Source organism: Roseateles sp. NT4, from assembly GCF_051857475.1.
Taxonomy (GTDB): domain Bacteria; phylum Pseudomonadota; class Gammaproteobacteria; order Burkholderiales; family Burkholderiaceae_C; genus Pelomonas.
The window spans coordinates 337,964-360,629 of sequence record NZ_JBPZGZ010000002.1 but is presented as its reverse complement, the minus strand read 5'-3'; the positions used below and the strand labels follow the sequence as shown (position 1 = coordinate 360,629).

At 69.3% G+C, this 22,666-nt stretch carries 19 protein-coding genes; 11 read left to right on the top strand and 8 right to left on the bottom strand.

Annotated features, from left to right (window positions below; genetic code table 11):
- Window positions 1-115 precede the first annotated feature (115 nt).
- From ACS5PN_RS11265 to ACS5PN_RS11255, 3 genes are all read left to right on the top strand, one after another.
- Complete coding sequence (locus ACS5PN_RS11265) at window positions 116-529, top strand: copper chaperone PCu(A)C (protein ID WP_439464040.1); 414 nt, start codon at window positions 116-118, stop codon at window positions 527-529.
- Window positions 529-915 carry a DUF1801 domain-containing protein gene (locus tag ACS5PN_RS11260; RefSeq protein WP_439464039.1) on the top strand — a complete coding sequence of 129 codons (387 nt, stop codon included), beginning with the start codon at window positions 529-531 and terminating at the stop codon, window positions 913-915. Before ACS5PN_RS11265 ends, ACS5PN_RS11260 begins: the two co-directional genes overlap by 1 nt.
- 72 nt (window positions 916-987) lie before the next feature.
- Window positions 988-1,533 carry a hypothetical protein gene (locus tag ACS5PN_RS11255; RefSeq protein ID WP_439464038.1) on the top strand — a complete coding sequence of 182 codons (546 nt, stop codon included), beginning with the start codon at window positions 988-990 and terminating at the stop codon, window positions 1,531-1,533.
- Here ACS5PN_RS11255 and ACS5PN_RS11250 read toward each other — a convergent pair.
- From ACS5PN_RS11250 to ACS5PN_RS11215, 8 genes are all read right to left on the bottom strand, one after another.
- Entirely contained in the window at window positions 1,530-2,426 is an 897-nt protein-coding gene (locus ACS5PN_RS11250; RefSeq protein WP_439464037.1) for an alpha/beta fold hydrolase, read from the bottom strand. The genes ACS5PN_RS11255 and ACS5PN_RS11250 overlap by 4 nt on opposite strands.
- A gap of 9 nt (window positions 2,427-2,435) precedes the next feature.
- A complete protein-coding gene (locus ACS5PN_RS11245; RefSeq protein WP_439464036.1) occupies window positions 2,436-3,032 on the bottom strand; it encodes an ATP-dependent Clp protease proteolytic subunit in 597 nt (198 codons plus the stop codon).
- 61 nt (window positions 3,033-3,093) lie between these two features.
- Entirely contained in the window at window positions 3,094-3,864 is a 771-nt protein-coding gene (locus ACS5PN_RS11240; RefSeq protein WP_439464035.1) for a DUF4184 family protein, read from the bottom strand.
- Between the two features lie 101 nt (window positions 3,865-3,965).
- The gene (locus tag ACS5PN_RS11235) at window positions 3,966-4,802 is read right to left on the bottom strand and encodes an esterase/lipase family protein (protein ID WP_439464034.1); all 837 of its coding nucleotides are present in this window, start codon (window positions 4,800-4,802) and stop codon (window positions 3,966-3,968) included.
- Between the two features lie 132 nt (window positions 4,803-4,934).
- Window positions 4,935-6,554 carry a wax ester/triacylglycerol synthase family O-acyltransferase gene (locus ACS5PN_RS11230; protein WP_439464033.1) on the bottom strand — a complete coding sequence of 540 codons (1,620 nt, stop codon included), beginning with the start codon at window positions 6,552-6,554 and terminating at the stop codon, window positions 4,935-4,937.
- A gap of 153 nt (window positions 6,555-6,707) precedes the next feature.
- Window positions 6,708-7,037: a PspC domain-containing protein gene (locus ACS5PN_RS11225; RefSeq protein ID WP_439464032.1), complete on the bottom strand. Its 330-nt coding sequence runs from the start codon at window positions 7,035-7,037 to the stop codon at window positions 6,708-6,710.
- Window positions 7,038-7,141: 104 nt separating this feature from the next.
- The gene (locus ACS5PN_RS11220) at window positions 7,142-8,938 is read right to left on the bottom strand and encodes an ABC transporter substrate-binding protein (RefSeq protein ID WP_439464031.1); all 1,797 of its coding nucleotides are present in this window, start codon (window positions 8,936-8,938) and stop codon (window positions 7,142-7,144) included.
- 19 nt (window positions 8,939-8,957) lie between these two features.
- Entirely contained in the window at window positions 8,958-10,766 is a 1,809-nt protein-coding gene (locus ACS5PN_RS11215) for an ABC transporter substrate-binding protein (protein ID WP_439464030.1), read from the bottom strand.
- A 140-nt stretch (window positions 10,767-10,906) separates the two neighbouring features.
- On the opposite strand from ACS5PN_RS11215, the gene ACS5PN_RS11210 reads away from it, so the two are divergent.
- From ACS5PN_RS11210 to ACS5PN_RS11175, 8 genes are all read left to right on the top strand, one after another.
- A complete protein-coding gene (locus ACS5PN_RS11210; RefSeq protein ID WP_439464029.1) occupies window positions 10,907-11,845 on the top strand; it encodes an ABC transporter permease in 939 nt (312 codons plus the stop codon).
- Window positions 11,842-12,867, top strand: coding sequence for an ABC transporter permease (locus tag ACS5PN_RS11205; RefSeq protein WP_439464028.1), 1,026 nt, complete (start codon window positions 11,842-11,844; stop codon window positions 12,865-12,867). The genes ACS5PN_RS11210 and ACS5PN_RS11205 overlap by 4 nt, the downstream gene beginning before the upstream one ends.
- A complete protein-coding gene (locus ACS5PN_RS11200) occupies window positions 12,864-14,555 on the top strand; it encodes an ABC transporter ATP-binding protein (RefSeq protein WP_439464027.1) in 1,692 nt (563 codons plus the stop codon). Before ACS5PN_RS11205 ends, ACS5PN_RS11200 begins: the two co-directional genes overlap by 4 nt.
- Before the next feature lie 122 nt (window positions 14,556-14,677).
- Window positions 14,678-16,777: a diguanylate cyclase gene (locus tag ACS5PN_RS11195; protein ID WP_439464026.1), complete on the top strand. Its 2,100-nt coding sequence runs from the start codon at window positions 14,678-14,680 to the stop codon at window positions 16,775-16,777.
- The gene (locus ACS5PN_RS11190) at window positions 16,774-18,810 is read left to right on the top strand and encodes a diguanylate cyclase (protein WP_439464025.1); all 2,037 of its coding nucleotides are present in this window, start codon (window positions 16,774-16,776) and stop codon (window positions 18,808-18,810) included. Before ACS5PN_RS11195 ends, ACS5PN_RS11190 begins: the two co-directional genes overlap by 4 nt.
- A complete protein-coding gene (locus ACS5PN_RS11185; protein ID WP_439464024.1) occupies window positions 18,807-19,811 on the top strand; it encodes a Bug family tripartite tricarboxylate transporter substrate binding protein in 1,005 nt (334 codons plus the stop codon). The genes ACS5PN_RS11190 and ACS5PN_RS11185 overlap by 4 nt, the downstream gene beginning before the upstream one ends.
- 168 nt (window positions 19,812-19,979) lie before the next feature.
- Window positions 19,980-20,966: a Bug family tripartite tricarboxylate transporter substrate binding protein gene (locus ACS5PN_RS11180; protein ID WP_439464023.1), complete on the top strand. Its 987-nt coding sequence runs from the start codon at window positions 19,980-19,982 to the stop codon at window positions 20,964-20,966.
- The gene (locus ACS5PN_RS11175; RefSeq protein ID WP_439464022.1) at window positions 20,966-22,633 is read left to right on the top strand and encodes a SulP family inorganic anion transporter; all 1,668 of its coding nucleotides are present in this window, start codon (window positions 20,966-20,968) and stop codon (window positions 22,631-22,633) included. Before ACS5PN_RS11180 ends, ACS5PN_RS11175 begins: the two co-directional genes overlap by 1 nt.
- The last annotated feature ends 33 nt before the right edge of the window (window positions 22,634-22,666 follow it).

Genomic DNA, 22,666 nt, shown 5'->3' with positions numbered 1-22,666 from the left:
CTGCCTACGTGTATCAGTACGATAGTACACGTGTACAGCTGGCGTCAAGCCCCGGCCGCGCGGGGGACGGGCGGACTGCGCACAATGCAGGCTTTTGCCGTTTCCGAAGCCCGCCATGCGCCGTCTGCTGATCGCCTCCGCCCTGTCTGCCGTCTTTGCCGCCCAGGCGCAAGTCAAGGTCGACGACCCCTGGGTGCGCGCCACCGTGGCGCCGCAGAAGGCCACCGGCGCCTTCATGCAGCTGACGTCTGCCAAGGCGGTCAAGGTCGTGGCGGCCAGCTCGCCGGCGGCGGCCATGGTCGAGATCCACGAGATGAAGATGGACGACGGCGTCATGAAGATGCGTGCCGTCGAAGCGCTGCCGCTACCGGCGGGCCAGGCGGTGGCGCTCAAGCCGGGCAGCTATCACGTCATGCTGATGGGCCTGAAGGCGCCGATCAAGGCCGGCGAGACCGTGCCACTGACGCTGACCGTCGAGGGCGAGGACAAGCAGCGCACGACGGTCGAGATCAAGGCGACGGCACGCTGATGTATCGCGTGGAAGCCACCGACCCCGACGGCTATGTCGCCGCCTTGGGCGGATGGCAGCAGTCCCGGGTGGTGGCCTTGCGCGCCGCCGTGCTGGAGGCCGCGCCGGGCCTGGACGAGCGCCTGAAGTGGGGCCATCTCGTCTACTTCAGCAACGGCCCGGTGCTGCTGATCCGTGCCGAGCCGACCCGCGTGCTGTTCGGCTTCTGGCGCGGCAAGCGTCTGCTGGACCTGGAGCCGCGGCTGCGTGGCGGCGGCAAGTTCGAGCTGCGCACGCTGGAGTTGCGCGAGGACACGCCGCTGGAGCGGGCTGTGGCCCTGGCCCTGGTGAAGGCGGGCGTCGCGCTGAACGCCGAACTGGGAGACCCGCAGCGGGCAAGACCGTGAAGCAGATGTAAAAACCGCTTCAGTCTGGCCCCAAGCTGCCGAAAAGGCCGGAATCTATCCCTGGAGTCGCCCATGGTCACCACCGTCAACACCCCCGCCCTGGCCGGCCTCCTGCTCCGTCCTGCTGAATGGGCGGACACCAGCGGCAAGAGTCAGCCCAAGGTCGAAGATCAGCAGGCCGCTGTCGTCAGGATCTCACCCGAGGGCGCCAGGCAGGCCGAGGCGGCGGCCCAGGCGGCTCCCAGCACCCAGCAGCTGCAGACCCAGCCGGATGGCGATGCCGGCAGCCAGGTGACGCTGCAGGCGTCCAAGGCGCCTGAGCCCCAGGCAGCCGCCACGGACGGTGGCAATGTCAGCGTCGCGCGCGGCGCGCCGCCCGCCGGTGGCGGCGGAGCTGCCAGCAGCGCGGCCAGCACCTCCAGCACTCGCCAGACCTACGAGTTGGCCGACACCAACCAGGACGGCCAGGTCTCGCCCATGGAAGAGACCGCCTACGAGGCCAGGTTGGCCGCCGAGAAGCAGGCGAAGGCGGAGGCCAGCGCCCCGCGCGCTGCCGAGGCTGGCGCCGCGGTCAAGGCCTACGAGGCCGTCGACCAGCTGGGCGCGGCGGGGGGCTAAGCCCGGGCGGCGTTGGCGGCGATGCCGGCTGACAGTTGCGGCCACAGCGCCTCGGGCAGGTCATGTCCCCAGCCGGGAATCGTCTCCAACTGCGCGCCGGGTATGCGCCGGGCGAGGTCGTGTGCCGCGGCGACCGGGATCAGCGCATCGGCCTCGCCATGGATGACCAGGGTGGGCGCGGTGATGCGTGGCAGGCGCTCGGCGCGGTGGGCATCGGCGGCGATGGCCACCATCTGACGCGCCACGGCCTGAGGCCGGAAGGACCGCTTCACGCCGCGCGCCAGACGTTCGCGCAGGACTTCGGGCTCGGGCGGGTAGCCGGGGCTGCCGATGATGCCGTAGAGACCGACGTAGTGGTCGAGGATGTTCTCGAACTTCTGCTGCGGCGTGCTGGCCGGCTTGGGGCGTGACAGCAGCGCACCGCGCACCCTGAGGCTTTCCTTGGGCACGCTGCGGTCGCCGCTGGTGGTCATCATCAGCGTCAGGCTCTTCAGCCGCTGTGCATGGGCGAAGCCCAGGTGCTGGGCCACCATGCCGCCCATGGAAGCGCCGCAGACATGGGCCTTGGCGATGCCCAGCGCATCCAGCACGCCGACGGTGTCGCGCGCGAGATCGGCGAGCTGGTAGGGCGCCTTGATGGGCAGATGAAGGGTGTGCAGCAGCGCCGTCAGCGGGATGTTGGCGGCACCGAGTTCGTCGAAGGGCTGGCTCAGGCCGACGTCGCGGTTGTCGAAGCGGATGACGCGAAAGCCGCGCTGCACCAGCTCATCGACGAAGCCCTCGGGCCAGGCGATGAGCTGCATGCCCAGCCCCATGATGAGGACCAGCGGTTCACCGTCCTCGGGGCCGCGGATGTCGACTTCGATCTGGACGCCGTTGGCGGAGACCTTCATGGGCGCGGATCAGCCCAGCTCGCTCTGCTTCTCGATGACGCGGGACACCAGGCCGTACTCGATGGCCTCGCCGGTGCTCATCCAGAAGTCGCGCTCGATGTCGATGCGCACGCGCTCCAGCGGCTGGCCGGTCTCCTTGGCGATGACGGCGGCGATACGTTCGCGGGTGCGGATGATTTCCTTGGCCTGGATGGCGATGTCGCTGGCCTGGCCACCGGCGCCGCCGGCGGGCTGGTGGATCATGAAGCGCGTGTTGGGCAGGGCGAAGCGGCGCTCCTTGGGCACGGACAGGTAGATGTGCGTGGCCGCGCTGGCCACCCAGCCGGTGCCGACGACGTTCACGGGCGCGCGCACGAAGCGGATCATGTCGTGGATGGCGTCGCCGCTCTCCACGTGGCCGCCGGGGCTGGAGATCAGCAGCGTGACGGGGGCATCGGACTCCTGCGACAGGGCCAGCAGGCGGCGGCAGGTGGCCTGGGCCATCTTGTCGTCGATCTCGCCAAAGATCATCACGAAGCGGCCCTTGAAGAGCAGTTGCTCTTCCATCTTCTCGGGGGCGTCTTTCTTGGCGGCCTTGTCTTCGGCGGCGAGGGTGTGGTGTTGCATGGGCATATCCGGTTGAAGGCGATACCTTACCGCGAGATGAGGGAAGGGCGCGGCTGAAGGGTCAGCCGTCACCCAGGCGGCGCCACCAGGCCAGGCTGCCGATGACGAACAGCGTGACGAAGCAGCTGGTGCTCCAGACGACCGTGCGCACGAGCAGGTGCGAGGCATAGGCGGGCAGGGTGGTCGCCGTGAGTGCGTGAGCAGATAACGCGCCGACTGCAGCCGCAGCCGCAGCTAAGGCCAGCAACAGCCGGGTCCGGCGGGCGTCACGCCGGGGTGCAATGGCTTGCCGCCGGGCACGCAGCGCGCGCCAGTAGACGACGGCGATGGCCGCCACGCCTGCCGCAGTGCTCAGGTGTTGCAACAGGTTGACGACTCGGAACTGCCGGTCCCCAGCGGCGAAGACCGGTTGCCCCAGCCAGGGCAGCATCTCGACGCCCAGACGGCCCGGATGCGTGAACGAGTCCCACAGCACATGGCTGACCGCGCCGAGCAGGATGGACAGCACGGCCACTGCCAGGCTGACCCAGGCCGCGCGCTCAGGCTGCTGCAACTGGCTCCGAATGAAGGCCCGGTGAGGCTCCGGCAACAGCACGGTCAGTGGCAGCGAGAAGCGCAGCAGCAGTGCGAGCAGCAGCAGGCTCACGGGCATGCAGACCGTGGCGACGCCCTCTGGCGTGTGGCAGAACGCCGACCAGGGGCCGTGCATGCCCACGTAGTAGCTCAGGTCCGGAGACATCGCGCCGAGGATGAGGCCGGGAAAAGAAAGCCAGCGAGGGCAGAGAGACCGCAGCGGCAGGATGGCCGCCGGGTGGGCAAAAGTCCAGGGCATGGTTCAGCCGTCAACGACTCACAAATTCACCATGTCGAATACTGCACCATGACGACGGACTCGGCGGCCGCTGCTGCGATGGCGATCAACGCGACAGGCAATCACCCCGGCTGCACGGGCGTCCTGTAGAACCACCGCCTCGCCCCCTTGGGCTCGAAAGGCTTCCACTCGCCCTCCGGCTGCGCCAGGCGGTCGGCCAGCGCGTACAGCGCGATCGGGTTCACGCCCAGGCCGATGTGGCTGGCCTGGACCTCGATGTTCTCGGCCAGCGGCGAGGGCTCGTTGACGCTGCAGCGCCAGGCGACGACGCCGTCGGTCTTGGAGTAGATGGAGGTCGTCGGCACCGGCGGCGCCTTGCGGATCGCCTCCAGCAGGTCGGGGTCGTTGGACGCATGGCCGCTGACCATCTCGAAGAAGCGCCATGCGTTGGTGGCGCGCGGATGGCCGGTGAAGGGCGTGCCCAGGGTGATGACGGAGCGCGTCAGCTCCGGGCATTCCTTGGCCAACTCGCGGGCATAGATGCCGCCCAGGCTCCAGCCCAAGAGGCTGACCTTGCGGCCGTGGCGGCGGTGCAGCTCGACCAGGTCGGCCTTGGTCTGCTCCAGCACGCCGGCGCGCGGGCCGAAGTTGAAGCCCTGGCCCCAACCCTGCGTGGCATAGCCCAGCGAATCCAGCATGGCGCGCAGCGGTGCCGTGGTGAAGTCATGGGCGCCCAGACCCGGGAAGACCAGCACCGGATGGCCGTCGCCGTGCGGCAGCTTCTTCATCCACGGCATGGTGGCCAGCAGGGCCGCGTATTCCCAGGGGGCGCGACCCTCCAGCATCAGCAGCCAGGCGTTGGGCGCGCGCAGGTCGGACCAGTCGGGATGAGGGGTGGTGGGGGTTTTGTGCCAGCGCCCGAAATGAGGGGACGGGCGCGGCGAACGGGAGGCGGGCATGCGGACAAAAGCGGGAGCGGGCAAAGCAAGCCGATGTTAGCCAGCTGTCGCCTGTTTTCGGGGCGTGCTTGCCCGGGGGCTCGGGTGTCGCGTTGGCGACTTCGCTGGAGCGGGCGAACCGCTCCGTCGCGATCAGGCCGCAGCGGCTGTGCGTCGTTTGGCGGGCGCCTTCTTTGCCACGGGCTTCTTCGCCGCCACCTTCTTGGCCGGTGCCTTCTTCACCGCCGCCTTCTTCACCACCGGCGCGGGCTCGGGCTCCACGACGTCGGCCACCGGCAGGGCCTGGAACTCCATGAAGGCCGCCTCGACATAGGCCGCGAACTCGGCCGTCTCCGGCATGGCCTCGCCGCAGGCCATCAGGCCGATGTCCAGCGACTGGTTGTAGGTCTGCACCGTCACGTTCAGGGCCAGGCCGTGCACGGCGATGGAGGTCGGGTAGTTGGTCAGCATCTGCGCGCCGGCCAGATACAGCGGCAGCTGCGGCCCCGGCACATTGGAGATGACGACGTTGGCGACGACGGGCAGTTTCTCGGCCACCTTGGCGCGGCCGTAGAGCATGGCGCCGGCCTGCATCAGCCAGGGAATGCCCAGGCTGGGGAAGTCGGTCGGCATCAGGCTCTTGAGCTGGCTCATCTGCGCCTTCATGGCCTTGCTGGAGGCGATGACGTGGGCCAGGCGTTCGCTCGGGTCGCTCAGGTGCGTGCCCAGGCTCATGAAGGTCATGGTGGCCTGGTTGTTGGACGTGGTGTCGCCGGCCGCGCGCGTGGACACGGGCACGGCGGCGACCAGGCTCTTGCGCGGCAGCGGGCCGTGCTTGGTCAGGAAGCGCCGCAGCGCGCCGCCGATGACGAAAAGGACGGCGTCGTTGACGCTGGCGTGGTGGCGCTTGCGGGTGCGGTTCAGTTCAGCCAGCGACAGCGTCACGCCGGAGAAGGAACGTGAGTCCGACAGGCTGACGTTGAAGCGGGTGCGCGGCGCCGGGCCCAGGCTGGAGACGGCCTTCTTGCCGCGCACGACGGCCGTCGTCTGCGAGGCGACGCCGGACAGCAGGGTGCGCAGCTTGTCGATGGAGGCGCCCGCGGCCGCACCGCCGGCATAACCCATGGCCATATTGCCGAGGATGTTGGCGGCGCTGGGCAGGGAGCGGGCCAGCTTGACGGTCTGCTTCCACTGCTGGGAGACGGCGGCGCGCAGCATGCCGACGGTGCCGAGCTGGCCGCGCTTCTTGCCGCGGGCGGCGATGGCGTCGATGGGACGCGGCTCGGGGCTCAGGTCCAGGATGACCTGGGCCAGGGCCACGGCGGCCTGTCCGTCGACGGCGGCGTGGTGCAGCTGGGTGTAGAGGGCGACATGCTGCTGGCCGTCGGCGCCGGGCTCCAGGCCGGTGAAGACGTGGAACTTCCACAGCGGCAGGCCACGGTCCAGCAGGACGGGGTGCAGGGCGCCGACCTGGGCCTCCAGCTCGGCCATGCCGCTGCCTTCGGGCAGGGCGATCTCGACGATGTGTTCCTCCAGATCGGGTTCGGCGTCCACCCAGCCCGGGTTGGACAGCCCCAGCGGCATGGCCACGAGGCGGCGGCGCAGGGCCGGCAGCAGCGGCATGCGGGCCCGCATGTGTTCGCGCAGGTCCTCGATGTAGTCGCCGTCGTAGCCCTCGGGCAGCTCCAGCAGATGCAGGGCGCCGACATGCATCGGCATCTGCGGCGTTTCCAGGTAGAGGAAGCTGGCGTCGAGGCCGGCGAGCTGTTTCATCCGCTGTCTCCGGAGTTGTCAGCCCAGCATACCCGCGCTCTCGTCACGAAGGCCCCTAGGGCCGACCCCTCCAGCGACTGCCGTGGAACCGGCTTTGCCGGGCCACTGGCAGTGCCCCCTTGAGGGGGCGGCCGTCAGGCCGTAGGGGGTGGGCTATTCCTCGGGGACGAAGATCCAAAGGAGGATGTAGAGCAGGATGCCGCTGCCGAAGGCCAGGAAGAGCACCACGAAGATCAGGCGCCAGATCCAGGAGTCCAGGCCGGTGATGCGGGCGATGCCGCCGCAGACGCCGCCCAGCCAGCGGTCGATGCGGGTGCGACGCAGGCTGTTGACGGCTTGCACGGCCGGCGCCGGCGCCGCACCCGAGGGAGCTTGCGTATGGCCGCCCAGCACGCGGGCCTTGGCCTTGGCGAACTCCTCGTCGTTGAGCACACCGCGGGCATGCAGGTCAGCGAGCTTGTTGAGTTCTTCGGCGTCGTTCATCTGGGACTCCTTTCGGTGTTGATGATGCGAAGCCTAGCGAGACCGTGCGTAGGTGCGAGCCGCTTGCGACAGTCGGTCGATTCCGTGGGATGCGACCGGCCATTTCAGTGGACAGGCTGTCTGCCCGGTTCGATGTCGACGAACTGCCAGAAGTCCTGCCAGAACAGCGGCCGGTAGTAGCCGGTCATGGCCGGCTGCTCGATGTCGGTCACGATGCGGTGCACGCCGACCTTCCAGGGCAGATAGGCCACGGCGATGCGCTTGGCCTCCTTGAACAGCGCGTCGCGTTCGGGGCCATCGGGCATGGCCTGCATGCGGTCGTACAGCGCGTCGAAGCGGGCGTCCTTGAAGCGCGGCAGGTTCTGCGTGCCCGAGGCCGGGCCGTAGAGGCGCTGCAGAGCCTCCTGGCCGTCGGAGGAGGCGGCCGAGGAGTTCACGGGCCACATCTGGTAGTTGCCGGCCTGCGCGGCCTTCAGGTTCTCGGGCCACTGCTGGACCTTGGTCTGCATGCGGATGCCGATGGCGCGCAGGGCCTTGTCCCACAGCTCGTCCAGCGAGCGGCTCAGCGAGTCCGACTGTGTGTTGCGCGTCAGCACGAAGGGGCTGCCGTCGGGCAGGTCGCGCCAGCCGTCGCCGTCCTTGTCGACATAGCCGTACATGTCCAGCAGCGCACGGGCACGGGCCGGGTCGTAGTCGCTCATCTCGCTCTTGAAGGCCGGGTCGTAGCCGCTGGTGTTGGGCACGATGGGGGCTTGCGCCGGCACGCCCTGGCCGCGGCGCGCGAGGCGGATCTCCTTGTCCATGTCATAGGCCAGCGACAGGGCGCGGCGCAGCGCGACCTTGTCGGGTGTGAGGCCGCCGACGACGGGGTCTTCGAGGTTGAAGCTGACCAGCGACATGTCGGGCGCCAGCGTGAAGATGGCATGCATGCCGCGTTTGGCCAGGCCCGGCGCCAGCTTGCCGCCCGGCGCGGCCTGGGTGATGAAGGCTTCCGGCACGCGCTCGATGAAGTCGTGCTCGCCGTTCAGGAAGGCCAGCCAGCGCGGCTGGTCGGCCTCGATGATGTCGACGACGACGCGGTCGATCATCGGGAGGCGGCGGCCCTTGAACTTCGCGTAGATGGCCTGGGCTTCCCTGTCATCGGCGGCAGGCTGGGCTTCGTAATGGCGTTCGCGGTAGCTCGGGTTGCGCTCGAGCACGATCTGCGAGCTGCGCCGCCATGCCTTCAGCAGGAAGGGGCCGGTGCCGACCGGGTGCTCCATGATGTGGTCGCCGTAGAACTCGACGACCTCGCGGGCGACGACGCCATAGATGTCGTTGCCGGCAAAGATGGCTTCGATGAGGCGCGGCCGCGGGCCGTGGGTCTTGATCTGCAGCGTGTAGCGGTCCAGGGCCTTCACGCCCTCGATCTCGCTGTCATACGGAAAGGGCTTCTTGCTCTTGAGGAGCTGCTCGCGCAGCTCGGTCAGGCCGACGATGGCCTGGTCCTCGTAGTTGACCCAGCCCTGGGCGTTGTTGGCCGGGTCGGCAAAGCGCTTGATGCTGTAGACGAAGTCGGCCGCCGTGACCTCGCGCTTCCTGCCCTTGAAGGCCGGGTCGTCGGCGAAGTAGATGCCCGGGTGGACCTTCAGCGTGAAGGTCTTGAAGTCGGCGCTGACCACGGGCTCGCCGTCGGCGAGCAGCGGCAGCAGCCGCGTCGGCCGCGCCAGCGGGTCGAAGGCGTACAGGGTCTCGAAGATGTGGGCCGTGACGGTGCGCGAGTAGATGTCGGAGATGCGCGGCGGATCGAACCCGGTCTCGGCCACCCTGAAGGCATAGCGCAGCGTCTTGACGGGCTCGGCCGCGTGGGCTGGAGTGCCCAGCGACAGGCAGACGGCGAGCGCGGCGAACAGGTGTTTCATCGCTTGGCTTTGTTCGGCGTTATTTGGCTTTCGGCGGCGCAGCGGTGTCGATGTCGACGTATTTCCAGAAGTCGCGCACAAAGATGTTGCGGCTGTAGCCCTTGACCCAGGGTTGGGCCATGTCGGTCCAGATGCGGTGCACGTGGAACTTGTAGGGCGCATAGGTGACCATCAGGCGCTGGGCCTCCTGCATGACGGCGGCGCGCTCGGGGCCGTCGGGCATGGCCTTCTGGCGTTCGTACAGGGCCTCGAAGGCGGGCAGGTCGAAGCGGGACTTGTTGGCATGGCCTTTGGCCTTGCCGGAGCCCAGGGCCAGATAGGTGTCGCCGTCAGGCGTCGTGCCAACCCAGCCCACGCCCCACATCTGCAGCTTGCCGGCATTGGAGGCCTTGAGCTGCTCGGGCCATTTGGCGATCTTGAACACCATGCGCACGCCCAGCGCGTCCATGTTCTTCTGCCATTGCTCGGCGAGCTGGCGGAAGGTGGTGTCGGGCGACGTGGCGTACTCCAGCACCAGGGGTTTGCCGTCCGGCTGATCGCGCCAGCCATCGCCGTCCTTGTCGGTGTAGCCATAGAGGTCGAGCAGGGCCTTGGCCTTGGCCAGGTCGAACTCGCTCATCTCGGTCTTCAGCGCCGGGTCGTAGCCAAAGGCGACGGCCGGGATGCCGTTCTGGCTCTTGACGGCCTGGCCGCGCCGCACGAGGCGGATCTCCTTGTCCAGGTCCACCGCGAGGTTGATGGCGCGGCGCAGCGCGATCTTGTCGGGCGTGTAACCGCCGACGACCGGGTCTTCCATGTTGAAGTAGGACACCGCCACGTCGGCACGTGGGTAGCGCGTCATGGATATGCCCTGCTTGACCAGGTTGGGCGCGAGATGGTTGTTGGGCATCGCGATGGACGAGAACTCGGGCGGTACCTCCTCGATGACGTCGAATTCGCCGCGCAGGAAGGACAGCCAGCGCGGCTGGGCTTCCTCGATGACCTCGATGACGACGCGGTCCACCATGGGCAGCTTGCGGGCCTGCAGGGCCGCGGCCTCGGCCTTGACGCGCGGGTCGGCCTCGGGCGGCACCGTCTCGGCGTAGCGCACCTCGCGGAAGTTGGGGTTCTTCTCGAGCACGATGCGCGAGCTGCGCCGCCATTCGGCCAGGCGGAAGGCGTTGGTGCCGACCGGATGCTCCATGATCTTGTCGCCATAGAACTCGACGACCTCTCGCGCGACGGCGCCGAGGAAGCCGGCGTCGCTGAACTGGTAGACGAAGCGCGGGTCGGCGACGCCGAGCTTGATCTGGAAGCTGTAGCGGTCCAGCGCCTTGAGCCCCTCGACCTCGCGGTCGTAGTCGAAGGGCTTCTTGGCCTTCATGAGCTCGCGGCGCAGCTCCGACAGGCCCAGGATCTGGGCGTTCTCCAGGATGTAGAGGTTGCCGCTCTTGAGCTTGGGGTCGTAGTGGCGCTTGATGGAATAGACGTAATCGGCCGCTGTCAGCTCGCGCTTGGCGCCCTTGAAGGCCGGGTCGTCGCTGAAGTAGATGCCCGGCTTCACGCGCATCGTGATGGTTTTGAAGTCGGCACTGATCTCGGGCATCTCGGCCAGCGTCGCCGGGCGCAGCTTGAAGGGGCGGGCTCCGAAGTCGTACTCCAGCGGCGCGTCGAGGATGCCGGCGACGACGGCCTTGGAGTAGGTGTCGGTGATCTGCGCGGGGTCGAAGCCGGTCTCGGCCGACTTGAAGGCGTAGCGCAGCACCTTCTCCGGGGACGGACTCTGGGCCTGGGCCGCGGTGGCTGCGGCAGCCAGCAGCAGGACGGTCAGCAGGGAAGAGGCTTTCATCGCGGGGCGCTCGGACGTCGGGAAAGTCGCGCAGTCTAGTGAAACCGTCAAGCCAAATGGGAAGTCGGCTCGCATAGACTCCGCCCCGTTTTCCGATGTAACCCCGCGTCCCGGCGGGGTTTGTGGTTTTAGGAGTCCGCATGGCGGCCTATCTGATCCGACGCCTGTGGCAGATGATCCCGACCCTGCTGGGCGTCGTGCTGCTGGTGTTCTTCCTGTTCAAGTACTTCGGCAGCGACCCGGCCATCATCCTCGGTGGCCTGAACGCCAGCCCGGAGCAGATCGAATCCATCCGCGAGCAGCTCGGCCTGAACAAGCCGGTCTGGGAGCAGCTGTGGATCTTCGTCAAGCAGATCGTCACCTTCGACTGGGGCAAGAGCTGGGCGACCAACGAGTCGGTGGCCAACCTGTTCGCGACGCGCCTGCCGGCGACGCTGACGGTGACCGTGCCCATCCTGCTGCTGGAAGTGCTACTGGCCATCCCCTTTGCGTTGGCGGTGGCGACGGTGCGCGGCAGCCTGACCGACCGCGCCGTCATGATCTGCACGACCGTCGCCGTGTCGGTGTCGCTGCTGGTCTACGTCATCCTGGCGCAATACCTGTTCGCCTTCCGCCTCGGCTGGTTCCCCGTGCAGGGCTGGACGAGCAACCACTGGACCAACCTGACCACCTATGCGCCGCTGCCGGTGCTGGTGGCCGTGGCGGTGTCGATGGCGCCGCAGATCCGCCTGTACCGCAGCTTCTTCCTCGACGAGATCGGCCACGACTATGTGCGCACCGCCCGCGCCAAGGGCCTGACCGAGCGCACCGTGCTGCTCAAGCATGTGCTGCGCAACGCCATGATCCCCATCCTGACCAATGTGTCGGTGCTGGTACCCGGCGTGCTGGTGGGCAGCTTCCTCATCGAGGTGTTCTTCTCCATCCCCGGCCTGGGCCGTGAACTGCTGCTGGCGGTCAACCGCGGCGACTATCCCGTCATCCAGGCGTTCGCCATCTACCTGGCCGCGCTGACGATGACGGTCAACCTGGTGGTGGACCTGCTCTACAAGCTGGTCGACCCGCGCGTGGTGCTGAAATGACCGCGATTTCCAACTCCTCCGGCGGCGTCTGGGCCGCCTCCTGGCGGCGCCTCAAGACCGACCGCGTCGGCGTCGTGTCGATGTGGATCGTCGGCGCCTTCATCCTCCTGGTGCTGCTGGCCGCCACCAAGCTGGTCGCCTCGGGCTGGCAGCAGGAGGTCGGCGTGCCCAATGCACCGCCGACGCTGGTCGGCCCGCAGCCGGCGGAGGACACCGGCACCATCGCCACGCCCAAGGGACCGAATGTCGACCTGTCCGACATCGACCCGCTGGCGCCGCGCTATGCCGAATGGGCGGAGCGTGCCAAGGCCTTCAAGACGGAGCAGGTCGTCAAGGCCGAGACCCTGCCGCTGGGTGGCGATCGGCTGGGCCGCGATGTGCTGGCCAAGGTCATCAAGGGTGCCGAGGTCTCCATCGTCGTCGGCCTGGCCGCCGCCGTCGTTGCCACGCTGATCGGCACCGTGCTGGGCGCCATCTCGGGGTTCTTCGGCGGCAAGGTCGGAGACCTGCTGGAGTGGGTCTATAACGTCTTCACGGCCATTCCCAGCATCCTGCTGATCTTCGCCTTCGCAGCCATCTTCCCGCGCGGCGTGGGGGCTGTCGTGGCCATCCTGGCCCTGACCGGCTGGACCGGCATCTACCGCCTCATCCGCGCCGAGTTCATCAAGCACCGCGTGCGCGAATACGTGCGCTCGGCCGAGGCCATCGGCGCCTCGCAGTGGTCGCGCATGTTCAAGCACATCCTGCCCAATGTGTCCCACGTGGCGCTGGTGCAGCTGTCCCTGCACGTGGTCAGCTTCATCAAGAGCGAGGTCATCCTGAGCTATCTGGGCCTGGGCGTCGGCGTGGACCAGGTGAGCTGGGGCACCATGCTGGCCGAGGCGCAGAGTGAGCTCATCCTGGGCTACTGGTGGCAGCTGGTCGCCGTGACCACCTGCATGGCCGTCTTCGTCACCGCATTTGCGCTCTTCACCGATGCGCTGCGCGACGCCCTCGATCCCAAGCTGCGGGGGCTCGAATGACCATGCTGCTGAGCATCCAGGACCTCCAGGTCGCCTTCCGCATGGGCAAGGTCGAGGGCGTCATGCGGCGCCAGCTGGCCGTCAAGGGCATCAGCTTCGACGTGCCCGAGAACAGCACGGTGGCCCTGGTGGGCGAATCGGGTTCGGGCAAGAGCGTGACGGCGATGTCGGTGCTGAACCTGCTGCCGAGCAATGCCGAGCGCGAAGGCCGCATCCTCTTCCAGGGCCGAGACCTGCTGCAGGCCGGCCTGCGCGAATTGCAGGCCATCCGCGGCAAGGAGATTGCCTGCGTCTTCCAGGACCCGATGAGTTCGCTGAACCCTGTCTTCAACGTGGCCACGCAGATCTGCGAGCCGCTGATGAAGCACATGGGCATGAGCCGTCGCCAAGCCCTGGCGCGGGCCGAGGAGCTGCTCAACGAGGTCGGCATCCCCGAGCCCAAGCGACGCCTGTCGGCCTATCCGCACGAGATGTCCGGCGGCCAGCAACAGCGCGTCATGATCGCCGTGGCCTTGGCCTGCAGCCCCAAGCTTCTCATCGCCGACGAGCCGACGACGGCCCTGGACGTGACCATCCAGCGCCAGGTGATGGAGCTGATGGCGCGGCTCAAGGAGAGCCACAAGATGAGCCTGCTCTTCATCTCCCACGACCTCGGCGTCGTCGGCGAGATCTCGGACCAGGTCGTCGTCATGCGCCATGGCCAGGTGCGCGAGAACGCGCCGGTGGCGCAGATCTTCAACAACCCCCAGGACGCCTACACCAAGGCCCTGCTGGCCTGCCGGCCCTCGCTGACCGAGAACCCGGCACGGCTGATGGTCATCGACGACCACATCGCCGGCCGCGCCGCGTCCACCGACATCAAGGCCAAGGACGCGAACGCGCCCGTCGTGCTGGAAGCCACCGGCCTGCAAAAGAGCTTCTGGCTGAAGGACGGCCTGTTCGGCAAGCGCGAGTTCAAGGCCGTCAAGGGCGTCAACTTCAAGCTGCGCAAGGGCCACACCCTGGGCGTCGTCGGCGAGTCCGGTTCGGGCAAGACCACCATGGGCCTGACGCTGCTGCGCCTGCACGAACCCACCGGTGGGCAGGTGCTGTTCGAGGGGAAGGACCTGCTGAAGATGAGCGGTGCCGACTGGCAGCAGATGCGCCGCCGCATCCAGGTCGTGTTCCAGAACCCCTATGCCTCGCTGAACCCGCGCTTCACCATCGGTCAGACCCTGCGTGAGCCGATGGAGATCCACGGCATCGGCAAGGACACGGCCGAGCGCGAGGCGCGTGCCGTGGCCCTGCTGAAGAAGGTGGGCCTGGACGAGAGCGCCATGGTCAAGTACCCGCACGAGTTCTCCGGCGGCCAGCGCCAGCGCATTGCCATCGCGCGCTGCCTGACGCTGCAGCCCGAGGTGCTGGTGCTGGACGAGGCGGTGTCGGCCCTGGACGTGTCGGTGCAGGCCCAGGTGCTGAACCTGCTGAAGGACCTGCAGGACGAATTCGGCCTCAGTTACATCTTCATCAGCCACGACCTGGCGGTGGTCAAGTTCATCTCCGACGAGGTGCTGGTCATGCAGAACGGCGACGTGGTAGAGCAGGCCCCCACGCAGGCCCTCGTCGCGGCGCCGCGTGAGGAATACACGCGCCGCCTGCTGGGTGCCGTGCCGCGTGGCTACCAGGGCCCGGTTGCCCAGCCCGTCTGAGCGGGTGATTCTTACGCTTGCGTGCAATTTGAACGCTCTCTGACGTGGGATCCGCAACAGCCCGCCAGAACCGCGCTGAAATCTGCAGCACGGAGCTGCCTGCCCGACCGCCTAACGTTTTGATGCATCGAACCCTGGCTTCACGATCCACGCTGTGCGCGGCGCTGGCCGCGTTGGCATTGCTGTGCGCCTGTTCGCCCGGTGATGGACCGGGTGCGCCCACGTCGGCGGCCTCGGCATTGAAGGACGAGGGCCTGGCGCGCGATCTGGAGCGCATCGAGCGCGGTGCCCGCGCCAATCCGGCGCAGCTGGAAAAGGAGCTGCGTGTCCGCGGTGAGAAGCTCGCGCCCGGCGGCATCGCGGAACTCGAGGTGCTGGCCCTGCGCGGCCTGCTCGCCGCCTATGCGCGGGACCGTGCACTGACCGACCAGATCGCCCAGCGCCTGCGCGACTGGCCCGCAGGTGAACTGCGCGCCGCCGCCGCCGTTGCGGCCGCCAGCATCAGTGCCGAATACCTGCGCTCGCACGGCGACCTGCGTGAGGCGCGCAAGATGCTGATGGCCGTCGATGCCGCCCAGCTCAACGCCGCAGCGCCCGTGTTTCGCTGGCGCTACCACCACCAGCTCACGTCCATCGCCAGCGATTCCGGTGAGCTCGACCTGTCGCTGAACCAGGGCCACGCCGGCCAGCGCGTGGCTGAGCAGATGGGCCAGCCCTGGCGCGTCGCCCTGACCCTGGTGGACCTGGCCTTCACGTCGAGCCGCGCCGACACGCCGGCGCGCGCCCGCCAGCTCATCGGCCAGGCCCTGACCGAGGCCCAGAAAGACCCCGACCCGATGACGCTGAACCAGGTCTACACGATGCGCGGCATCGTCTATGCCGACGACAGCGACTCCAGCATCACGCTGCAGGCCAACTCCGATGCGCTGGAGCAGGCCACCCGCGCTGGCGCCGACTCGGTGCGCGCCCTGGGCCTGGCCAACTTCGCCGACTACCACCTGCGCCAGGGCCACCCGGCACGCGCGCTGGAGCTGGCGGAGCAGGCCCTGCCGCTGGCGCGCCGCACACGCAACATCAACGCCGAGAGCGTGGCCCGCTCCAACATCGGCCTGGCCAAGATTGCCATGGGCCGCATTGCCGAGGGCCGCGACGATGTGCGCGCCGGCATCACGCTGGACGAGCAGCAGGGCGCCATGTCCTATGCCTCGGCCGGTTGGGAAGAGCTGGCGGGCTATCTGGAGCGTGCCGGCGACCTGGCCGGTGCCATCGCCGCCTACCGCGAGCACCGCCGCATGGACGAGCGCGTGCTGCGCGACGAGACCCGCAAGCTGCTGCTCGAAGCCCAGGAGCGCCAGGACGCCGAGCAGCGTGCGCGCGACATCGAACTGCTGAACCGCGACAACGCCCTCAAGGCCGAGCAGGTCCACCAGCGCAACCTGGCGCTGGTGCTGTGGTCGGCCATGGGCGGCTGCGTGCTCGTGTCGCTGGGCCTGCTCTACCAGGCCTTCCGGCGCGTGCGCCGCACCAACGAGGCCCTGGCCCACAGCAATGCCTCGCTGAAACGCCAGAGCGAGACCGATCCGCTGACCGGCCTGGCCAACCGCCGCCATTTCCAGGCCGCGATCAAGAGCCTGTCCAGTGCCGAGGGCCTGGCCGCCAGCGTCTTCCTCATCGACATCGACCACTTCAAGCGCATCAACGACAGCTTCGGCCATGCCGCCGGCGACGCCGTCCTCATCGAGATTGCCGGCCGGCTGCGCCAGGCGGTGCGCGACGACGACCTCATCGTGCGCTGGGGCGGCGAGGAATTCCTCATCGTGGCGCGCGGCCGCGAAGGCCTGTTCGCACAGCAGCTGGCCCAGCGCCTGCTCGACCTGGTGGGCAGCAAGCCCGTCGTCTACGAAGGCCGCGAGGTGCCCGTCACGGCCTCCATCGGCTTCGTCAGCCTGCCGGTGCCGCCGCATGGGCTGCGCCTGTCCTGGGAGCGCGCCATCGACCTCGTCGACACCGTCATGTACCTGGCCAAGGCCCATGGGCGCAACAAGGCCTATGGCGTCGAGCGCATCCACGCCGAGGACGCCCTGGCGGCGGCCCAGCTGACGGCCCGCCTCGAGGCCGCCTGGGCCGAGGGCCTGGTCAGCTTGCAGGCCCTCAGCGGACCCAACCGCGCGGCCGACAGCGCCTTCCATTCCGACGCCGTCAGCCGGCCGGCCAACGCATGATCAGGACTGCTGCCCTGTGGCTCGCGCTGGCGGGTGCGGCCGCCAGCGCCGCGCCGGTCACGGCGCCCGACCCGGTGGCCGAGGACACGCTGCTGGCCAACATCACCCGTCGGGCCTTCGATGCACCCGAGGCCATGCTGGCCGAGCTGCAGCAGCGCTGGCCCACCCATGCCGAGCCCGGCCAGCCGCGCGAGGCTGCCTGGCTGATGGCGCGCGGCCGCGTGCTGCTCGCCGCCGGCAAGACGGAGGCGGCCGATGCCGTCGCCGTGCAGCTGATGGCCCGCGAGGACGGCGTCGACCGCAGCTGGCTGCTGCGCGCCCTGGCCCAGGAGCGCGCCGGCAAGTCCGCCACGACGCTGGCCACGCGCGCCCTGGCCGGCCTGGACAAGCACTGCCCCCTCGGCGACGAGGTGCGCGCCGTGCGCGAACTGGGCTGCGACTTCCGCAGCGCCTGGGAAGCCCTGCGCCTGCTGCAGCGCGAGCAATACGCCCAGGGCGCCTTCGCGGTCTCCGAGGCCAGCGTGCGGCGCTCCCTGGAGCTGGCCCGGGCGGGCGACGACAAGCATCTGGCGGCGCTCAGCCACGGCATGCTGGCGGTGGCCCTGCAGGCCCAGGACAAGCTGGACGCGGCCCGTGCCGAGCTGCGCACCGCCGCCACCGAGGCCACGGGCGACATGGTGGCCGGCGCGCGCGTGCGCAATTACGAAGGCGCGGTCGAGCGCCGTGCCCGCGACATCCCGGCCTCCCGCAGCGCCGTCGAGGCCGCGCTGCTGCTGGCCGAGCAGGCCGACGCGCCGCATCTGGCCGCGCAGCTGCGCTCCAATCTCGTCGACTCCTACATGCACCTGGGCCTGCCCAAGGAGGCCATCGTGGCCGGCCTGCGCGCCATGCCGGTGCTGCAGCGCTTCGGCGACCGCTTCTACGAGCGCAGCCTGCACCACAACCTGGCCATCGCGCATATCAAACTGCGCCAGTTCGACCAGGCCCGCGCGGAACTCGCCAAGGTCGGCGAGTTCGGCACCGACCCGGCCGACCTCGTGCCGCGTGCCCGCGAGCTGCGCGAACTGGGCGACACCTGGGCCGAGGCCGGCCAGTACAAGGAAGCCCTGGCGGCCCTGCATGCCGAGCGCGAGCTCAACACCCGCGCCAACGAACGCAACCGGGCCGCGGCGCTGGAAGAGCTGGGCCGCAAATACGACAGCGCCGCCAAGCAGCGCGACCTGGACCTGCTGGCCCGCGACGGTCAGCTCAAGGACCAGCAGATCTCCAACCAGCTGCTGGCCCAGCAGGTCGGCTTCGCCATCGGCGCGCTGCTGCTGCTGTCCGTCGCCCTCGTCGGCGTGACGCTGGTGCGCATGCGCCGCGCCCAGGCCCGCCTGACGGCCAACCAGAGCCTGTTGCAGGCCCAGAGCGAGCGCGACCCGTTGACCGACCTGTCCAACCGCCGCCACTTCCTGGCCGTCATGGACGAGGGGGCCCGCGAGTCCAGGGGCGAGGGTTTTGTCGGCGCGCTGATGATGATCGACATCGATCACTTCAAGAACGTCAACGACTGGCATGGCCACGCAGCAGGCGATACCGTCATCGTCGAGGTGGCGCGCCGCATCAAGGCGGCCGTGCGCGACACCGACCTGGTCGTGCGCTGGGGCGGTGAGGAGTTCCTGGTCTTCGCGCCCGCGCTGCCCGGTGACGACCTCGCGCTGATGGCCGAGCGCATCCTGCGCGGCATCGGCGGCCAGCCCGTCGAGACCGGCGAGGGGCCGCTGCGCATCACCGCCTCCATCGGCTTTGCCAGCTTCCCGCTCGGCGGGACGGCGGGCGCCGGCCTGCGCCTGCATTGGGAGCAGGCCGTCAACTGGGCCGACATGGTGCTCTACAAGGCCAAGGCCGAGGGACGCAACCGCGGCGTGGGCATCAGCGCCGTCGACGCGCCGGACACCCCGGCCCTGGCCGCCATGCTGCAGGACTTCGACGCCGCCTGCATGAACGGCCAGGTCCAGCTCAGACAACTTCCGGGGCCTGTGCAGTCATGAGCGCGCAGGCGCAAAGGCGACGCCTGCTGATGTGGCTGGCGGCTTTGTCGGCCCCATCGGCTTACGGCCAGCCCAACGGCCCCTGGCCGACGCGACCGCTGCGCATCGTCGTGCCCTATGCCGCTGGCGGCAGCGCCGATGTGGCGGCCCGCCTGCTGGCGCCCGAGCTGCAGAAGAGCCTGGGCCAGCCCGTGACCATCGACAACAAGCCCGGGGCCGACGGCAATATCGGCACGGCCGAGGTCGCCGGCGCCAGCGACGGCCACACGCTGCTGATGGGCAGCGTCGGCACCCACGTCATCAACCCGCTGCTGTGGCGCCGCCTGCCCTATGACGCGCTGAAGGATTTCGCGCCGGTCAGCCTGGTCGCGACCGTGCCCCTGGTGCTGGTCATGAATCCGGGTGTTGCGCAAACCCTGGGCGTGCGCACGGTCGCCGACCTGGTGCATGTCGCCACCAGCCAGCCCGGCAGGCTGCACATCGCCTCGGGCGGCAACGGCAACCCGACGCACCTGTCCGGCGAGCTGTTCAAGCGCCTGACCCACACCTATATGCTGCATTTCCCCTACCGCAGCGCGGCGTCGGCCCAGCAGGATGTCGTCGCCGGCAACATGGACCTGATGTTCGATGCCCTGCCCGCCGCGCTGCCGCAGATCAAGGCCGGCAAGCTGCTCGCGCTGGCGGTGACGAGCGCGCGGCGCAGCCCCAGCCTGCCCGAACTGCCCACGGTGGAGGAGGCCGGTGGCCCGGCGCTGAAGGGCTATGAGGCCAGCGCCTGGATCGGCCTGTTCGCGCCCAGTGGCCAGCCGGCCGAGCAACTGGCCCGCCTGCAGCGCGACAGCGTCACCGCCCTGGCCGGCCCCGCACTGCGCGAGCGCCTGACCAACCGTGGCATGCTGGTGCAGGGCAGCGGCGGGCCGGAGTTCGCCGCGCTGATTGCTGCCGAGACGGCCAAGTGGGCGCGCGTCGTCCAGCTGTCTGGCGTCAAAGTAGACAGATAGAGTGAGCCCCTCGCCCAGTCTTGCCTGCTGAACGCGGCAAGCCTGGTCGGTCCCCCGCGGGGACGGCAATGCATGCGGCATTGAGCCGCATGCACATCGCCAACGCGGGCCGGCTAGGGAGCGGCCCGGCGCTCGGCCCGAATACGAACAACTGAGATGGAGACTGCCATGAAGTTGAATCGCCGCCAGGTCACCGTCCTGGCAGGCAGCCTCGCGCTGCCCGCTTTCGCCCAGTCGGCCTGGCCGAGCAAGCCCATCCGCCTGGTCGTGCCCTTCACGCCCGGCGGCACCACCGACCTGCTGGCGCGCGCGATGGCGCCCGAGCTGCAGCAGCGCCTGGGCCAGGCCGTCGTCGTCGACAACAAGCCCGGCGCCGGCGGCAACATCGGCTCGGCCGAAGTCGCCAAGGCCACGGACGGCCACACGCTGCTGATGGGCACCGTCGGCACCCACGCCATCAATGCAGCCCTCTACCCCAAGCTGCCCTACGACCCGGTCAAGGACTTCGCGCCCGTCACCCTGGTCGCGGCCGTGCCCAATGTGCTGGTGCTTAACCCGGCCAATGCCGAGCGTTATGGCATCAAGACGGTGGCCGACCTGATCCGCGTCGCGCGCGCCAACCCGGGCAAGCTCAACCTGGCCTCCAGCGGCAACGGCACGTCCATCCACCTGGCCGGCGAACTGTTCAAGAGCATGACGGGCAGCTACATGCTGCACTTCCCCTACCGCGGCTCGGGCCCGGCCCTGCTGGACCTCATCGGCGGCAGCATGGACCTGATGTTCGACAACCTGCCCTCGGCCCTGCCGCAGATCAAGGCCGGCAAGCTGCTGGCCCTTGCCGTGACGAGCGCCCAGCGCAGCCCGGCCGTGCCCGACCTGCCCACGGTGGCCGAGGCCGGCGGTGCCGCACTGAAGGGTTTCGAAGCCAGCTCCTGGTTTGGCCTGCTGGCGCCGGCGCACCAGCCGGCCGACCAGGTGGCTCGCCTGCAGCGCGAGGCCGCGGCGGCGCTGAACACGCCGGCCCTGCGCGAGCGGCTGGCCGGCCAGGGCGCAGCAGCCGGCGGCGGCAGCTCGGCCGAGTTCGCCGCGCTGATTGCCAGCGAGACGGCCAAATGGGCCAAGGTCGTGAAGACCTCCGGCGCCAAGGTCGATTGATGTCGCTGTCGATCACCTGGCGCGCCGACCTCGTCGCCGGCGCCGTCGTCGCCGTGCTGCTGATTCCGCAGAGCCTGGCCTACGCGATGCTGGCGGGCCTGCCGCCCCAGGTCGGCCTGTACGCCAGCCTGCTGCCGCTGCTGGCCTATGCCGCGCTGGGCTCCAGCCCGGTGCTGGGCCTGGGGCCGGTGGCGGTGCTGGCGCTGATGATTGCCCAGGCCCTGGGCGGGCTGCCGGCGGGCGTCAGCGTCACCGAGGGCGCCCTGGTGCTGGCCGCCGAGGTCGGCCTGGTGCTGGGAGTGGCGGCGCTGTTGAGGCTGGATGCGCTGTCCAGCCTGCTGTCGGTGCCGGCGCTGCGCGGTTTCGAGACCGGGGCGACGCTGATGATCGCGGCCGGCCAGTTGCCGGTGCTGCTGGGCAGCGCGGCAGTGGGCTTCACGCTGCCCGACCTGTTGGTGTCCGCCTGGACCGGCGGCTTCGGTCCGGTCAGCGCGGCCTGGGGCGGCGGGGCGATCGTGCTGCTGCTGCTGTCGCGCCGTGTGGGGGTGCGCCTGCTGGCGCGCCTGGCGCCGCTGCTGCTGCTGCTGGCGGCCATGGTGTTGTCGGCCCTCACGCCGGCGGCCACGGGTGTGGCCCAGGTCGGTGCCTTGCCGTCCCTGGCCTTGCCGCTGGGTCTGCCGCGGCTGGAGGCCGCGCTGTGGCTGCAGCTGCTGCCGTCGGCGGCACTGGTGGGCCTGATGGGCTTCGTGTCCAGCCTGGCGGTGTCGGAATCGCTGGCGCAGCGGCGCGGCGAGAAGCTGCTGCCGGCCGCCGAGCTGCGCGGCCTGGCGGCGGCCAATCTGGTCGCTTCGGTCAGCGGCGGCATGCCGGTGGCGGGCAGCTTCTCGCGCAGCATCCTGCTGCACGAGGCCGGTTCGGCCAGCCGCTGGAGCCTGGTCTTCGTGGCCGGCTTCATGTTCCTCGCCATGCTGGCCCTGGCCGGCCCGCTGGCCCATCTGCCCAAGCCGGTGCTGGCCGCGACCATCGTCGTCGCCGTGCTGGGGGGCTTCTCGCTGCAGCCCTATCGCGAGGCCTGGCGTTATGCGCGCGCCGAAGGCCTGCTGATGGTGGCGGTCACTGTGGCGGTGCTGTGCTGGAGCATCGCGGCGGCCCTGGCCATCGGCGTCGTCGGCTCGATTGCGTTGCTGATCCAGCGCACCGCCCGACCCCATGTCGCTCGCATCGGCCGTGTGCCCGGCACCCAGCACTACCGCAATGTCGAGCGCTACGCGGTGGAGTGCCAGCCCGAGGTGCTCGGCCTGCGTGTCGATGAGAGCCTGGTGTTCACCAATGCCCGCGGCCTGGCCGATGCCGTGCTGGCCCATGTGCGCGAGCATCGCGAGAAGGTGGGGGCGCCGGCCCGCGTGCTGATGCTGATGGCGCCGGTCAACCACATCGACGTGTCTGGCCTGGTGGCTCTGCAGGATCTGCACGCCGCGCTGCAGGCCGAGGGCCTGAGGCTGGAGTTCTCCGAGGTCAAGGGCCCGGTGCTGGACAGGCTCAAGGCGGTGGGCTGGCTGGAACGCTACGACGTCTCTCTCTACCTCAGCCATCACGACGGCATCCAGGCCGGCGAACATGCCCTGAGGCCGAGTCTGGCTGACATGGACGCGCCTGGGCAGCTGTAGCCCGCTTCTGCTACCGTTCTGGCCCAATCAGCG

Bases quoted from the DNA above. Each gene is read 5' to 3' on its own strand.
- ACS5PN_RS11245 (WP_439464036.1), bottom strand. From the start codon at position 3,032: ATGCAACACCACACCCTCGCCGCCGAAGACAAGGCCGCCAAGAAAGAC.
- ACS5PN_RS11265 (WP_439464040.1), top strand. From the start codon at position 116: ATGCGCCGTCTGCTGATCGCCTCCGCCCTGTCTGCCGTCTTTGCCGCC.
- ACS5PN_RS11220 (WP_439464031.1), bottom strand. From the start codon at position 8,938: ATGAAACACCTGTTCGCCGCGCTCGCCGTCTGCCTGTCGCTGGGCACT.
- ACS5PN_RS11185 (WP_439464024.1), top strand. From the start codon at position 18,807: ATGAGCGCGCAGGCGCAAAGGCGACGCCTGCTGATGTGGCTGGCGGCT.
- ACS5PN_RS11230 (WP_439464033.1), bottom strand. From the start codon at position 6,554: ATGAAACAGCTCGCCGGCCTCGACGCCAGCTTCCTCTACCTGGAAACG.
- ACS5PN_RS11205 (WP_439464028.1), top strand. From the start codon at position 11,842: ATGACCGCGATTTCCAACTCCTCCGGCGGCGTCTGGGCCGCCTCCTGG.
- ACS5PN_RS11215 (WP_439464030.1), bottom strand. From the start codon at position 10,766: ATGAAAGCCTCTTCCCTGCTGACCGTCCTGCTGCTGGCTGCCGCAGCC.
- ACS5PN_RS11240 (WP_439464035.1), bottom strand. From the start codon at position 3,864: ATGCCCTGGACTTTTGCCCACCCGGCGGCCATCCTGCCGCTGCGGTCT.
- ACS5PN_RS11260 (WP_439464039.1), top strand. From the start codon at position 529: ATGTATCGCGTGGAAGCCACCGACCCCGACGGCTATGTCGCCGCCTTG.
- ACS5PN_RS11175 (WP_439464022.1), top strand. From the start codon at position 20,966: ATGTCGCTGTCGATCACCTGGCGCGCCGACCTCGTCGCCGGCGCCGTC.
- ACS5PN_RS11225 (WP_439464032.1), bottom strand. From the start codon at position 7,037: ATGAACGACGCCGAAGAACTCAACAAGCTCGCTGACCTGCATGCCCGC.
- ACS5PN_RS11250 (WP_439464037.1), bottom strand. From the start codon at position 2,426: ATGAAGGTCTCCGCCAACGGCGTCCAGATCGAAGTCGACATCCGCGGC.
- ACS5PN_RS11255 (WP_439464038.1), top strand. From the start codon at position 988: ATGGTCACCACCGTCAACACCCCCGCCCTGGCCGGCCTCCTGCTCCGT.
- ACS5PN_RS11195 (WP_439464026.1), top strand. From the start codon at position 14,678: ATGCATCGAACCCTGGCTTCACGATCCACGCTGTGCGCGGCGCTGGCC.
- ACS5PN_RS11235 (WP_439464034.1), bottom strand. From the start codon at position 4,802: ATGCCCGCCTCCCGTTCGCCGCGCCCGTCCCCTCATTTCGGGCGCTGG.
- ACS5PN_RS11190 (WP_439464025.1), top strand. From the start codon at position 16,774: ATGATCAGGACTGCTGCCCTGTGGCTCGCGCTGGCGGGTGCGGCCGCC.
- ACS5PN_RS11200 (WP_439464027.1), top strand. From the start codon at position 12,864: ATGACCATGCTGCTGAGCATCCAGGACCTCCAGGTCGCCTTCCGCATG.
- ACS5PN_RS11180 (WP_439464023.1), top strand. From the start codon at position 19,980: ATGAAGTTGAATCGCCGCCAGGTCACCGTCCTGGCAGGCAGCCTCGCG.
- ACS5PN_RS11210 (WP_439464029.1), top strand. From the start codon at position 10,907: ATGGCGGCCTATCTGATCCGACGCCTGTGGCAGATGATCCCGACCCTG.